The 14,371-nt window shown below is 57.8% G+C and carries 10 protein-coding genes; 7 read left to right on the plus strand and 3 right to left on the minus strand.

What is annotated here, in order from left to right; genetic code table 11:
• Window positions 1-69: 69 nt before the first annotated feature.
• Window positions 70-2,706 (minus strand): DNA topoisomerase (ATP-hydrolyzing) subunit A, encoded by a 2,637-nt coding sequence (gyrA, locus tag IM273_RS20920; RefSeq protein WP_028013903.1) that lies wholly within the window; start codon window positions 2,704-2,706, stop codon window positions 70-72.
• A 146-nt stretch (window positions 2,707-2,852) separates the two neighbouring features.
• Between gyrA and ubiG the strand changes: the two genes are divergently transcribed.
• From ubiG to yfaE, 4 genes are all read left to right on the plus strand, one after another.
• Window positions 2,853-3,581 (plus strand): bifunctional 2-polyprenyl-6-hydroxyphenol methylase/3-demethylubiquinol 3-O-methyltransferase UbiG, encoded by a 729-nt coding sequence (gene ubiG / locus IM273_RS20925; RefSeq protein ID WP_020690665.1) that lies wholly within the window; start codon window positions 2,853-2,855, stop codon window positions 3,579-3,581.
• A 347-nt stretch (window positions 3,582-3,928) separates the two neighbouring features.
• A complete protein-coding gene (nrdA, locus tag IM273_RS20930; RefSeq protein WP_193050950.1) occupies window positions 3,929-6,214 on the plus strand; it encodes a class 1a ribonucleoside-diphosphate reductase subunit alpha in 2,286 nt (761 codons plus the stop codon).
• A 49-nt stretch (window positions 6,215-6,263) separates the two neighbouring features.
• Window positions 6,264-7,394 carry a class Ia ribonucleoside-diphosphate reductase subunit beta gene (gene nrdB / locus IM273_RS20935; protein ID WP_041908962.1) on the plus strand — a complete coding sequence of 377 codons (1,131 nt, stop codon included), beginning with the start codon at window positions 6,264-6,266 and terminating at the stop codon, window positions 7,392-7,394.
• Window positions 7,394-7,648 (plus strand): class I ribonucleotide reductase maintenance protein YfaE, encoded by a 255-nt coding sequence (yfaE, locus tag IM273_RS20940; protein WP_010433414.1) that lies wholly within the window; start codon window positions 7,394-7,396, stop codon window positions 7,646-7,648. Before nrdB ends, yfaE begins: the two co-directional genes overlap by 1 nt.
• Before the next feature lie 24 nt (window positions 7,649-7,672).
• Here yfaE and glpQ read toward each other — a convergent pair whose 3' ends face one another.
• On the minus strand, window positions 7,673-8,725 hold the full coding sequence (gene glpQ, locus IM273_RS20945) for a glycerophosphodiester phosphodiesterase (RefSeq protein ID WP_193050951.1): 1,053 nt from the start codon (window positions 8,723-8,725) through the stop codon (window positions 7,673-7,675).
• An 11-nt stretch (window positions 8,726-8,736) separates the two neighbouring features.
• A complete protein-coding gene (glpT, locus tag IM273_RS20950) occupies window positions 8,737-10,089 on the minus strand; it encodes a glycerol-3-phosphate transporter (RefSeq protein ID WP_028013908.1) in 1,353 nt (450 codons plus the stop codon).
• Window positions 10,090-10,339: 250 nt separating this feature from the next.
• On the opposite strand from glpT, the gene glpA reads away from it, so the two are divergent.
• From glpA to glpC, 3 genes are read left to right on the plus strand one after another with little or no spacing between them, the layout of a single operon-like run.
• On the plus strand, window positions 10,340-11,968 hold the full coding sequence (gene glpA, locus IM273_RS20955; RefSeq protein ID WP_028013909.1) for an anaerobic glycerol-3-phosphate dehydrogenase subunit A: 1,629 nt from the start codon (window positions 10,340-10,342) through the stop codon (window positions 11,966-11,968).
• Entirely contained in the window at window positions 11,958-13,175 is a 1,218-nt protein-coding gene (gene glpB / locus IM273_RS20960) for a glycerol-3-phosphate dehydrogenase subunit GlpB (protein ID WP_193050952.1), read from the plus strand. Before glpA ends, glpB begins: the two co-directional genes overlap by 11 nt.
• Window positions 13,172-14,362 (plus strand): anaerobic glycerol-3-phosphate dehydrogenase subunit GlpC, encoded by a 1,191-nt coding sequence (glpC, locus tag IM273_RS20965; protein WP_193050954.1) that lies wholly within the window; start codon window positions 13,172-13,174, stop codon window positions 14,360-14,362. Before glpB ends, glpC begins: the two co-directional genes overlap by 4 nt.
• Window positions 14,363-14,371: the final 9 nt, after the last annotated feature.

Genomic DNA, 14,371 nt, shown 5'->3' on the forward strand with positions numbered 1-14,371 from the left:
GCAACGTTCACGTATCTGCATCTGCAAAAGAAAAGGGCCGGAATCCGGCCCTTTATGCGTCAGAAGAGATTACTCGTCAGCGTCATCCGCTGCGTCGTCGTCGCTCTCTGCTTCCGGTGCGATTTCATCATCACCTTCCGCGACGCTGCCGTCGATGGAATCGAGCTCTTCGTCGTCCACCGGCTCAGCAACGCGCTGCAGACCGACCACATTTTCATCTTCCGCCGTACGGATGAGGATAACGCCCTGGGTGTTACGGCCCACCACGCTGATCTCGGATACGCGCGTACGCACCAGCGTACCGGCATCGGTGATCATCATGATCTGGTCGGCATCGTCCACCTGCACCGCGCCCACAACGGACCCGTTGCGCTCGGTAACCTTGATGGATATAACGCCCTGCGTGCCGCGTGACTTGGTCGGGTATTCGCTTTCCGCCGTACGTTTACCGTAGCCGTTCTGGGTGACGGTCAGGATTGCGCCTTCGCCACGTGGAACGATCAGGGAAACAACAGAGTCTTCACCCGCCAGCTTAATACCGCGCACGCCGGTCGCCGTACGACCCATTGCGCGCACGGCGTTCTCTTTGAAGCGCACCACTTTACCGGCCGCAGAGAACAGCATCACTTCATCAGAACCGGAGGTCAGATCCACACCGATCAGCTCGTCGCCTTCGTTCAGGTTTACCGCAATAATACCGGCAGAACGCGGACGGCTGAACTCGGTCAGCGCGGTTTTCTTCACGGTACCGCTGGCGGTCGCCATAAAGACGTTCACGCCCTCTTCGTACTCGCGTACCGGCAGGATGGCGGTGATACGTTCGTTCGCTTCCAGCGGCAGCAGGTTGACGATTGGACGACCGCGCGCGCCACGGCTCGCTTCCGGCAGCTGATAGACCTTCATCCAGTACAGACGGCCACGGCTGGAGAAGCAGAGGATCGTATCGTGGGTGTTAGCCACCAGCAGACGGTCAATGAAGTCTTCTTCTTTAATACGCGCCGCAGATTTACCTTTACCGCCACGACGCTGTGCTTCGTAGTCGGTCAACGGCTGATACTTCACGTAGCCCTGGTGAGACAGGGTCACTACCACGTCTTCGCGGTTGATCAGATCTTCAATGTTGATATCAGAGCTGTTGGCCGTGATTTCGGTGCGGCGCTCGTCGCCGAACTGATCGCGGACCAGTTCCAGCTCTTCGCGGATCACTTCCATCAGGCGCTCGGCGCTACCCAGGATGTGCAGCAGCTCAGCAATTTGCTCCAGCAGCTCTTTGTACTCGTCGAGCAGTTTTTCATGCTCAAGGCCGGTCAGCTTCTGCAGACGCAGATCCAGAATCGCCTGGGCCTGCTGTTCAGTCAGGTAGTACTGACCGTCACGCACGCCGAATTCAGGCTCGAGCCACTCAGGACGCGCGGCGTCGTCGCCCGCACGTTCCAGCATCGCCGCCACATTGCCCAGATCCCACGGACGCGCAACCAGCGACGCTTTCGCTTCTGCCGGCGTCGGCGCACGGCGGATCAGCTCGATGATCGGGTCGATGTTCGCCAGCGCAACGGCCAGTGCTTCAAGGATATGAGCGCGATCGCGCGCTTTGCGCAGTTCGAAGATGGTACGACGGGTCACCACTTCGCGGCGGTGACGCACGAACGCGCTCAGGATCTCTTTCAGGTTCATGATCTTCGGCTGACCATGGTGCAGCGCAACCATGTTGATACCGAAGGAGACCTGAAGCTGAGTCTGGGAGTACAGGTTGTTCAGCACAACCTCACCCACCGCGTCGCGCTTGATTTCAATCACGATGCGCATACCGTCTTTGTCAGACTCGTCACGCAGCGCGCTGATGCCTTCAACGCGTTTCTCTTTTACCAGCTCGGCGATTTTTTCAATCAGACGCGCTTTGTTCACCTGATACGGGATCTCGTGAACAATGATAGTTTCACGGCCGGTTTTGGCGTCCGCTTCTACTTCGGCGCGGGCACGGATGTAAATCTTGCCGCGACCGGTGCGGTACGCTTCTTCAATGCCGCGACGACCGTTGATGATCGCCGCCGTCGGGAAGTCCGGGCCCGGGATGTGTTCCATCAGCCCTTCAATGCTGATGTCTTCATCGTCGATATAGGCCAGGCAGCCGTTGATCACTTCCGTGATGTTGTGCGGCGGAATGTTGGTCGCCATACCCACGGCAATACCGGACGAGCCGTTCACCAGCAGGTTAGGGATCTTCGTTGGCATAACGTCAGGAATTTTTTCCGTGCCGTCGTAGTTATCAACGAAATCAACCGTCTCTTTTTCCAGGTCGGCCATCAGCTCATGGGCAATCTTCGCCAGACGGATTTCCGTATAACGCATTGCCGCGGCGGAGTCGCCGTCGATAGAACCAAAGTTACCCTGACCATCTACCAGCATGTAACGCAGCGAGAACGGCTGCGCCATACGGACAATGGTGTCGTACACCGCGGAATCACCATGGGGATGGTATTTACCGATTACGTCACCAACGACACGGGCAGATTTTTTGTAGGCTTTATTCCAGTCATTGCCCAATACGTTCATGGCGTATAGTACGCGACGGTGTACCGGCTTCAGGCCATCGCGGACGTCCGGCAGCGCACGGCCAACAATGACCGACATCGCATAGTCCAGATAGGAGCTTTTCAGCTCTTCCTCGATGTTAACCGGTGTAATTTCTCTCGCAAGGTCGCTCATCTAACCGCTATCCCTCTACTGTATCCCGGATTCAAAGGTCGCAAATTATAACACAGCCGCGGTGATACAGGTAAACCTATACGCTTTATTCACAGGGATTGCCTGATATACTCATTTGTCTTGCTAAATAAGGAGTAAAAGCGCCCATGAATGCCGAAAAATCCCCGGTGGCACACAACGTTGACCACGAAGAGATTGCCAAATTTGAAGCGGTGGCGTCCCGCTGGTGGGATCTCGAAGGTGAGTTCAAACCGCTGCATCGCATTAACCCGCTGCGTCTGGGCTATATCGCGGAGCGTTCCGGCGGTCTGTTCGGTAAGAAAGTGCTCGACGTCGGCTGCGGCGGCGGCATCCTGGCGGAGAGCATGGCGCGCGAAGGGGCCACCGTCACCGGCCTGGACATGGGCTTCGAGCCTCTACAGGTTGCCCGTCTTCATGCGCTGGAGTCCGGTATACAGGTGGAATATGTGCAGGAAACCGTGGAAGAGCACGCGGCAAAACATGCTCACCAGTACGACGTGGTGACCTGCATGGAGATGCTGGAGCACGTTCCGGATCCGCAGTCCGTGGTAAACGCCTGTGCAAAACTGGTGAAGCCGGGCGGCCAGGTCTTCTTCTCGACAATTAACCGCAACGGTAAAGCCTGGCTGATGGCCGTGGTCGGCGCAGAATATGTGCTGCGCATGGTGCCGAAAGGGACGCACGACGTGAAGAAGTTTATCAAGCCTGCCGAACTGCTGGGCTGGGTTGACCAGACGTGGCTTAAGGAGCAGCACATCACGGGCCTGCACTACAACCCGCTAACGGACAAATTCAAACTTGCCCCGGGCGTGGATGTTAACTATATGTTGCATACAACCGCCAAAAACGACTAACGTCATCCGTTATTCTTATAATGATTGCGCGACATCATGTTGCGCAATTCTGACCTCCCGTTGAAGAAATCAGCACTCGATCAAATTTTGAATTTTTTTTCTAAATTATTGACATCTCTTCCAGGCCTTACGGTACGAGGACTTACGCTTTTTTACCCTTTCACAACCTCAATTTAACCTCAAAATCAACCCTTGTGCTGAAAAGATTCGATACTAGAATACTCACCATATAGCGTTTTTCTTATCGCAAACCCCCTATATGTAGTATTTATCCACAGAGTTAGTCACAAGACGGATCTGTGGATAAACGGGGGATATTTTTTATTTCACGGACAGGTAAAACCCACATGAATCAGAGTCTGCTGGTGACAAAGCGCGACGGTACTACCGAGCGTATCAATCTGGACAAAATCCATCGAGTTCTCGACTGGGCAGCAGAAGGACTGAATAACGTATCTATATCCCAGGTTGAACTGCGTTCTCACATTCAGTTCTACGACGGCATCAAAACGTCTGATATCCACGAAACCATTATCAAAGCAGCGGCGGATCTGATCTCCCGCGACGCACCGGATTATCAGTACCTCGCTGCGCGTCTGGCGATTTTCCACCTGCGTAAGAAAGCCTACGGCCAGTTCGAGCCGCCGAAGCTTTACGATCACGTGGTGAAAATGGTTGAACTGGGCAAATACGACACGCATCTGCTGGAAGACTATACGGAAGAAGAGTTCGAGCAGATGAACGGGTTTATCGATCACTGGCGCGACATGAACTTCTCCTACGCGGCGGTGAAGCAGCTCGAGGGCAAATACCTGGTTCAGAACCGTGTGACCGGTGAGATCTACGAAAGCGCCCAGTTCCTCTATATTCTGGTGGCCGCCTGCCTGTTCTCAAACTACCCGCGCGACACCCGTCTGGACTACGTGAAGCGTTTCTACGATGCGGTATCGACGTTCAAAATTTCTCTGCCAACGCCGATCATGTCTGGCGTGCGCACCCCTACCCGTCAGTTCAGCTCCTGCGTACTGATCGAGTGTGGTGACAGCCTGGATTCCATCAACGCCACCTCCAGCGCCATCGTGAAATACGTCTCCCAGCGTGCCGGTATCGGCATCAACGCCGGTCGCATCCGCGCGCTGGGCAGCCCGATTCGCGGCGGTGAAGCGTTCCACACCGGCTGTATCCCGTTCTATAAGCACTTCCAGACGGCGGTAAAATCCTGCTCGCAGGGCGGCGTGCGCGGCGGCGCAGCGACCCTGTTCTACCCAATGTGGCACCTGGAAGTGGAAAGCCTGCTGGTACTGAAAAACAACCGCGGCGTGGAAGGCAACCGCGTGCGTCACATGGACTACGGCGTGCAGATCAACAAGCTGATGTACACCCGTCTGCTGAAAGGGGAAGACATCACCCTGTTCAGCCCGTCCGACGTCCCGGGCCTGTATGACGCGTTCTTCGCCGATCAGGACGAGTTCGAGCGTCTGTACACCAAATATGAAAAAGACGACAGCATCCGTAAACAGCGCCTGAAGGCGGTAGACCTGTTCTCCCTGATGATGCAGGAGCGCGCCTCTACCGGCCGTATCTACATCCAGAACGTTGACCACTGCAACACCCACAGCCCGTTTGATCCGGCGGTTGCGCCAGTGCGCCAGTCTAACCTGTGCCTGGAGATCGCCCTGCCGACCAAACCGCTGGAAGACGTGAACGACGAAAACGGCGAAATCGCCCTGTGTACGCTCTCCGCGTTCAACCTGGGTGCGATTAAGAGCTTGGAAGAGCTGGAAGAGCTGGCCGTGCTGGCGGTACGTGCGCTGGATGCCCTGCTGGACTACCAGGATTACCCAATCCCGGCCGCTAAACGCGGCGCAATGGGCCGTCGTACCCTGGGTATCGGCGTGATCAACTTCGCCTACTGGCTGGCGAAAAACGGCAAGCGTTACTCCGACGGCAGCGCTAACAACCTGACGCACCAGACGTTCGAAGCGATTCAGTACTACCTGATGAAAGCCTCTAACGAGCTGGCGAAAGAGCAAGGCGCGTGCCCGTGGTTCAACGAAACCACCTACGCAAAAGGCATTCTGCCGATCGACACCTATAAGAAAGACCTGGATGCGATCGTCAGCGAGCCGCTGCACCTGGACTGGGAAGGCCTGCGCGAGTCCATCAAAACGCACGGCCTGCGTAACTCCACGCTCTCTGCCCTGATGCCGTCCGAGACCTCTTCGCAGATCTCCAACGCCACCAACGGTATTGAGCCACCGCGCGGCCACGTCAGCATTAAAGCGTCGAAAGACGGCGTGCTGCGTCAGGTGGTGCCGGATTACGAAACGCTGGGCAACAACTACGAGCTGCTGTGGGAGATGCCAAACAACGACGGCTACCTGCAGCTGGTGGGTATCATGCAGAAGTTTATCGACCAGTCGATCTCTGCCAATACTAACTACGACCCGACGCGCTTCCCGTCCGGCAAGGTACCAATGCAGCAGCTGTTGAAAGACCTGCTGACCGCCTACAAATTTGGCGTGAAAACGCTGTACTATCACAACACCCGTGACGGTGCAGAAGACGCGCAGGACGACCTGGTACCGTCAATTCAGGACGATGGCTGCGAAAGCGGCGCATGTAAGATCTAATGAAGGGCGGGGATATCCCCGCCTTTATTTCGTAAGACAGGACACACTCATGGCATATACCACCTTTTCACAGACGAAAAACGACCAGCTCAAAGAGCCAATGTTCTTCGGCCAGCCGGTCAACGTGGCACGCTACGATCAGCAAAAATATGACATCTTCGAAAAGCTGATTGAAAAGCAACTCTCCTTCTTCTGGCGTCCGGAAGAAGTTGACGTTTCCCGCGACCGTATTGATTACCAGTCGCTGCCGGATCACGAAAAGCATATCTTCATCAGCAATCTGAAGTACCAGACGCTGCTGGACTCCATTCAGGGCCGTAGCCCGAACGTGGCGCTGTTGCCGCTGATCTCGATTCCTGAGCTGGAAACGTGGGTGGAAACCTGGGCGTTCTCCGAGACGATCCACTCCCGCTCTTATACCCACATCATCCGCAACATCGTGAACGATCCGGCGGTGGTGTTTGACGATATCGTCACTAACGAGCAGATCCAGAAGCGCGCGGAAGGCATTGCGCACTACTACGACGAGCTGATCGAGATGACCAGCTACTGGCATCTGCTGGGCGAAGGCACCCACAGCGTGAACGGCAAAACCGTTACCGTGAACCTGCGCGCGCTGAAAAAGCAGCTGTACCTCTGCCTGATGAGCGTTAACGCGCTGGAAGCGATCCGCTTCTACGTGAGCTTCGCCTGCTCCTTCGCCTTTGCCGAGCGCAAGCTGATGGAAGGCAACGCCAAAATCATCCGTCTGATCGCTCGTGACGAAGCCCTGCACCTGACCGGCACCCAGCACATGCTGAACCTGCTGCGCAGCGGTACGGACGACCCGGAGATGGCGGAAATCGCTGAAGAGTGCAAGCAGGAGTGCTACGACCTGTTCGTGCTGGCGGCGCAGCAGGAGAAAGAGTGGGCAGACTACCTGTTCCGCGACGGCTCCATGATTGGCCTGAACAAAGATATTCTGTGCCAGTACGTGGAGTACATCACCAACATCCGCATGCAGGCGGTTGGTCTGGACCTGCCGTTCCAGACGCGCTCTAACCCGATTCCGTGGATCAACACCTGGCTGGTATCCGATAACGTGCAGGTTGCGCCGCAGGAAGTGGAAGTGAGCTCTTATCTGGTCGGTCAGATTGATTCTGAAGTCAACACCGACGACCTGAGCGACTTCCAGCTCTGATGACGCGCGTAACGCTGAGCCTTTCTGGCACCGAAGTGCTGTGCCAGGAAGAACACCCTTCCCTGCTGGTGGCGCTTGAAGCGCATCAGGTGGAGGTAGAGTACCAGTGTCGTGAAGGCTATTGCGGCTCCTGCCGCTGCCGTCTGGTTGCAGGCCAGGTGGACTGGCTGACCGAACCGCTGGCCTTTATCAGTGAAGGGGAAATTTTGCCCTGCTGCTGCCGGGCAAAAGGCGATATTGAGATCGAGATGTAAAAGAGGGCCTTACGGCCCTTTTTTCTATTTTAAGAACGTCACCGCTTTATCCGGGAAATCCGTAAACAGCCCGTCCACGTCCGCCTGCTTATACAACACCTCGTAAAGCTGATTCACATCGGTGGCATATGGCGGCAGCTGATCGGCACGCACCGTGTACGGATGCACCTGCATCTTGCTGGCGTGCGCCTCTTTCACCATCGCCGTCAGCTTCACGTGGCCAGGCGTTGAGCCTTCCGCCACCAGCATGTGATAATCCGGCCCGATGCCGTCAGCGTACTGCGCAATCTGCTTCATCGCGCCCGGCTTGAACATCCAGTCGTAGCTGTAGTTCACCCACTTCCCGTCCGGCTGCTTCTCCTGGGTTTCATTCCAGTCGGTGTAGGAAATCAGCTGCACCAGATTGAGATCCATCCCCATCTTCGGCTCCAGCTCGGTTTTGATGCGCTTCAGCTCGGCGGCGTCAAAACACTGCAGGTAAACTTTGTCCTTCTTGCTGGTATAGCCGTACTGTTTCAGCACCTCCAGCGTCTTCGCGGCAATGTCCTTCCCTTCCTGATGGTGGAACCACGGCGCTTTGATTTCCGGGTAGATACCGATGTTTTTACCGGTCGAGTGGTTCAGCCCCTGAACAAACTCAATCTCTTCCTGGAAGGTATGGATCCGGAAGTCAGATTTGCCCATCGGGAAGCGTCCCGGGTAGACCTGCACCTTCTTGCCGTTTTCAATCTCAAAGCCTTCGGTAAACTTCAGAGAGCGAATTTCATCCAGGGTAAAGTCGATGGCGTAGTAACGACCATCTTTGCGCGCGCGGTCCGGGAAACGCTCTGCCACGTCCGTCACGCGGTCAAGATAGTGGTCATGCAGGACGACCAGCTGGTCGTCCTTCGTCATCACCAGATCCTGCTCCAGGTAATCCGCCCCCTGGGCATAGGCCATCGCTTTCGCCGGCAGCGTATGCTCCGGCAGATAGCCGCTGGCACCGCGGTGGGCGATAACGATTTTATCCGCCGCCAGGGCAGAGCCAGTCATCAGGCCTGCCAGCAGCAGGCCGGTGGTTAATGGAGTTAATTTCATCGCAATGCTCCTTATTGACGACGCGCCAGCACTTCCGCGTGGTGACGTTTCTCGCCGATCATCACAACAACCAGCAGCAGAACCGCCAGCACGCTACCGCCAATCATCACCATAAAGCCGCCGTCCCAGCCGAAGAAGTCAACGGTGTAGCCCACGATAGCGCTCGCCGCGACGGAACCGCCGAGGTAGCCAAACAGACCGGTAAAGCCTGCCGCCGTGCCCGCCGCTTTTTTCGGCGCCAGCTCAAGCGCGTGCAGACCGATCAGCATCACCGGGCCGTAAATCAGGAAGCCGATAACGATCATACAGGCCATGTCTACTGATGGGTTACCCGGCGGGTTAAGCCAGTAAACGACAGTCGCGATGGTCACCAGGGTCATAAAGAACACGCCCGTTGCGCCGCGGTTGCCTTTAAACACTTTGTCCGACATCCAGCCGCAAATCAGCGTGCCCGGGATCCCGGCATATTCATACAGGAAGTACGCCCAGGAGGATTTATCCAGCGCGAAGTGCTTCACCTCTTTCAGGTAGGTCGGGGACCAGTCGAGGATGCCGTAGCGCAGCAGATATACGAACACGTTCGCCACCGCGATGTACCACAGCAGCTTGTTCGGCAGCACGTACTTCATGAAGATCTGTTTCGCGGTCAGCTCTTCTTCGTGCTTCTCGCTGTAGTCATCCGGATAGTCGTTTTTGTACTCTTCGATTGGCGGCAGCCCGCAGGACTGCGGCGTGTCGCGCATCAGGGCGAAGGCAATAATCGCCACCAGAATAGCACCAAAGGCAGGCATGTAGAGCGCCGCGTGCCAGTCGTTGAACCAGGCCATCCCCAGCAGGAACAGCAGAGGTGGAAGCCCGCCCCCGACGTTATGCGCGCAGTTCCACACCGACACAATGCCGCCACGCTCCTTCTGCGACCACCAGTGCACCATGGTACGTCCGCACGGCGGCCACCCCATCCCCTGGAACCAGCCGCAGAGGAACAGCAGCACGAACATGATGGCAATGCTGGACGTCGCCCACGGCACAAAGCCCATGAACAGCATGACCGCTGCCGCGAGGATCAGACCGGCGGGCAGGAACACGCGCGGATTCGAACGGTCCGACACGGAACCCATGATGAATTTAGAAAAACCGTAGGCGATGGAGATCCCCGACAGCGCGAAGCCCAGGTCGCCGCGAGAGAAGCCCTGCTCCACCAGATACGGCATGGCGAGCGCAAAGTTTTTACGTACAAGATAGTACGCCGCATACCCGAAGAAGATCCCGAGGAAGATTTGCCAACGCAGACGGCGGTAGAGAGGATCGATCTCTGCCTCTGGCAGTCGCGCCCGATGCGGCGCAGGTTTGAAGATACTGAGCATAACAGCCTCCGTGGCCTTTCAAAAAATGACCAGGCATCTCGCGCCCGGTTACAGAGGCGGGGATGTTAAAAAAACATGCGGTTTGTTACTGTGAATCAACGCACAGATTGTTACAGAAATATGACAGAATGCGCAAAAAAGCGCATGAAATCACGTTTCAGTTTCGAATTTCGCGCGTTTATGTTCGAAATCAAACAAACCACACGATCTATGTGGCTAAATGCTAAAAAACGAACATAGAGGAAAGGCAATGACAATTCACGATCCACGCTACAGCGATGTGATTATCATTGGCGGTGGCGCAACCGGCGCCGGCATCGCACGCGACTGCGCCCTTCGCGGCTTAAGCGTCACGCTTCTGGAGCGCCACGATATCGCCACCGGCGCGACGGGGCGTAACCACGGCCTGCTGCACAGCGGCGCGCGGTATGCGGTCACCGACGGTGAATCCGCGCGCGAATGTATCGCTGAAAACCAGATCCTCAAGCGTATCGCCCGACACTGCATAGAGCCAACCGACGGCCTCTTTATTACCCTTCCCGAAGATGACCTTGCCTTTCAGTCAACCTTTATAACCGCCTGTACTGCAGCGGGCATTCAGGCGGAGGCCATGGATCCGGCGCTGGCCCGGCGGCTGGAGCCGTCGGTGAACCCGACGCTGATCGGCGCGGTGAAGGTGCCTGACGGCACCGTCGATCCGTTCCGCCTGACCGCCGCCAACATGCTGGACGCCCGCGAGCATGGCGCGCGCATTCTGACCGGACATGAAGTGACCGGGCTTATCCGCGAGGGTCATCGCATCTGCGGCGTGCGGGTGTTTGATACGCAGTACAACGAGCACAGCGAGCTGCACGCCGCCGTGGTGGTCAACGCGGCGGGGATCTGGGGCCAGCGCATCGCGGAATACGCCGATTTATCCATCCGCATGTTCCCGGCCAAAGGTTCGCTGCTGATCCTTGACCACCGCATCAATAACCACGTCATCAACCGCTGCCGCAAACCGTCTGACGCCGACATTCTGGTGCCGGGCGACACCATTTCGCTCATCGGTACGACGTCAACGCACGTTGACTACAGCGACATTGACGTCAACCGGGTCACCGCCGAAGAAGTAGATATTCTGCTACGCGAAGGGGAAAAGCTGGCGCCGGTGATGGCGCAGACGCGTATTCTGCGCGCCTACGCGGGCGTGCGTCCCCTTGTCGCCAGCGATAACGATCCGAGCGGACGTAACGTCAGCCGGGGCATCGTGCTGCTCGATCACGCCGAGCGCGACGGCATGGACGGGTTTATCACCATTACCGGCGGCAAGCTGATGACCTACCGGCTGATGGCCGAGTGGGCGACCGATGCCGTCTGCCGCAAGCTCGGAAATACCGAACCGTGCGTTACCGCAGAACAGCCGCTGCCGGGATCGCGCCAGTCTACCGAAAAAACGCTGCAAAAAATCATCTCCCTGCCCGCGCCGCTGCGCGGTTCGGCCATCTACCGCCACGGCGACAGAACCCCGCAGTGGCTCGGTGAAGGACGACTGAGCCGCAGCCTGGTGTGCGAGTGCGAAGCCGTGACCGCAGGCGAAGTGCAGTACGCGGTAGAGAACCTGACGGTCAACAGCCTGTTGGATCTCCGCCGCCGCACCCGCGTCGGAATGGGGACCTGTCAGGGCGAGCTGTGCGCCTGTCGTGCCGCCGGGCTGCTGCAGCGTTTTCATACCACCACCGCCACCCAGTCGCTCGATCAGCTCAGCGCGTTTTTGAACGAGCGCTGGAAAGGCATTCAGCCTGTCGCCTGGGGTGATGCCCTGCGCGAAAGCGAATTTACCCGCTGGGTCTATCAGGGGCTTTGCGGCCTGGAGAAGGAGCAACACGATGAAATTTGATACCGTAATCGTCGGCGGCGGGCTGGCAGGCTTGCTCTGCGGCATCAAACTCACGAAGCAGGGGCTGCGCTGCGCCATTATCACCCGCGGCCAGAGCGCCCTGCACTTCTCGTCGGGATCGCTGGATCTGGTGGACGAAGCGTACCGCGACAGGCTGCCGCCGGAGCACCCCTATCACCTGGTTGGCGCGCAGCATATTGACCGCTTTGCGCTGGAAGCCGAAGCGCTGCTGGCGGGCTGCGGAGCGCGTCTGAAGGGAAGCGCCAGGCAAAATCACCAGCGCATCACGCCGCTCGGCACCCTGCGCTCCGCGTGGCTCAGCCCGGAGGAAGTCCCCGTGGCCCCCGTCAGCGCGGGACGAGTGCGGGTGGTGGGTATTAGCGGCTTTCTGGATTTTCAACCCCATCTCGCGGCGGCCTCGCTCTGTCGCCAGGGCATCAACGCCGACACGGCAGAAATAGAGCTGCCCGAGCTGGATATCCTGCGCGATAACCCGAGCGAGTTTCGCGCGGTGAATATCGCCCGTTTTCTGGATAACGAGGACAAATGGCCGCTGCTGTATGACGCGCTCAGGCCGCTCGGTGAAACCTGCGATGCCCTGTTAATGCCCGCCTGCTTTGGTTTAAACGACAACCGGCTCTGGCGCTGGCTCTCGGATCGTCTGCCCTGCACGCTCGGTTTACTGCCGACGCTTCCCCCTTCCGTACCCGGCATTCGTCTGCACACCCAGCTTCAGCGCCAGTTTGTTGCGCAGGGCGGCGTGTGGATGGCGGGTGACGAGGTGAAAAAAATCACCCTGACCGACGGCGCGGTGAGCGAAATCTGGACGCGCAACCACGAGGATATTCCGCTTCGCGCCCGCTATACGGTGCTGGCGAGCGGAAGCTTCTTCAGCAACGGGCTGCTGAGCAGCCGGGAGGGCATCCGGGAAGCGATTATGGGGCTGGATGTGCGGCAAACCGCTTCCCGCACGGACTGGTATCAGTGTGATTTCTTCACGCCGCAGCCCTGGCAGCAGTTTGGCGTAATTGTCGATAACCGGCTACATCCGCAGCTTTCCGGTATGCCCGTCGATAATCTTTTTGCCATCGGCTCGCTGCTGGGCGGATACGATCCGATCCCCCAGGGATGCGGCGGCGGGGTTTGCGCCGTCACGGCGCTGTATGTAGCCGAGCAGATTATCCAGCGCGTGGAGGCTGAACAATGAACGACACCCGTTTCGAAAGCTGCATTAAATGCACGGTCTGTACCACCGTCTGCCCGGTCAGCGGCGTAAACCCGCGCTACCCTGGGCCAAAGCAGGCCGGGCCGGACGGCGAGCGCCTGCGCCTGAAGGATGGCAGGCTTTACGACGAGGCGCTGAAATACTGCATCAACTGCAAGCGCTGCGAGGTCGCCTGCCCGTCGGACGTGAAAATCGGCGACATCATCCAGCGCGCCCGGGCGCGCTATAGCACGCAAAAGCCGTCACTGCGCGATGCGATCCTGAGCCATACCGATCTGATGGGCAACGTCTCCACGCCGTTTGCCCCGCTGGTGAATGCCGCAACCTCACTCAAGCCGGTGCGTCAGCTGCTGGATGCCACGCTTAAAATAGACCATCACCGCAGCCTGCCAAAATATTCTCACGGCACCTTCCGTCGCTGGTATAAAACCGTCGCGGAGCAGCAGGCGCAGTACGACGATCGGGTAGCCTTTTTCCACGGCTGCTATGTGAACTACAACCATCCGCAGCTGGGAAAAGACCTGCTGAAGGTGCTGAACGCCATGGGAACAGGCGTACAGCTGCTTAGCAAAGAGAAGTGCTGCGGCGTGCCGCTGATTGCCAACGGGTTTACCGATAAAGCGCGCAGGCAGGCCAAAAGCAACGTCACCTCCCTGCGCGAAGCGATTGTCGATAAAGGCATGCCGGTGCTGGCGACGTCGTCCACCTGCACCTTCACCCTGCGCGATGAGTATCCGCACCTGCTGGACGTGGATAACGCCGGACTGCGCGAGCACATCGAGCTGGCGACGCGCTTCCTCTGGCGCAAGCTGGACAGCGGGCAGACGTTGCCGCTGGGAACATTGCCGCTGAAGGTGGTCTATCACACCCCGTGTCATATGGAGAAAATGGGCTGGTCGCTCTATACGCTGGAGCTGCTGCGGTTAATTCCGGGGCTGGAGCTGACGGTGCTGGATTCGCGCTGCTGCGGCATCGCAGGCACCTACGGCTTTAAGCGTGAAAACTACGAAACCTCGCAGGCAATTGGCGCCCCGCTGTTCCGCCAGATTGAAGAGAGCGGCGCGGATATCGTGGTGACGGACTGCGAAACCTGTAAATGGCAGATTGAGATGTCCACCAGCAAGCGCTGCGAACATCCGATTACCCTGCTGGCGAAAGCGCTGGGCTGAACGTTGCCG

It is taken from the genome of Enterobacter cloacae complex sp. P13B, assembly GCF_014895915.1.
Lineage (GTDB): Bacteria > Pseudomonadota > Gammaproteobacteria > Enterobacterales > Enterobacteriaceae > Enterobacter > Enterobacter bugandensis.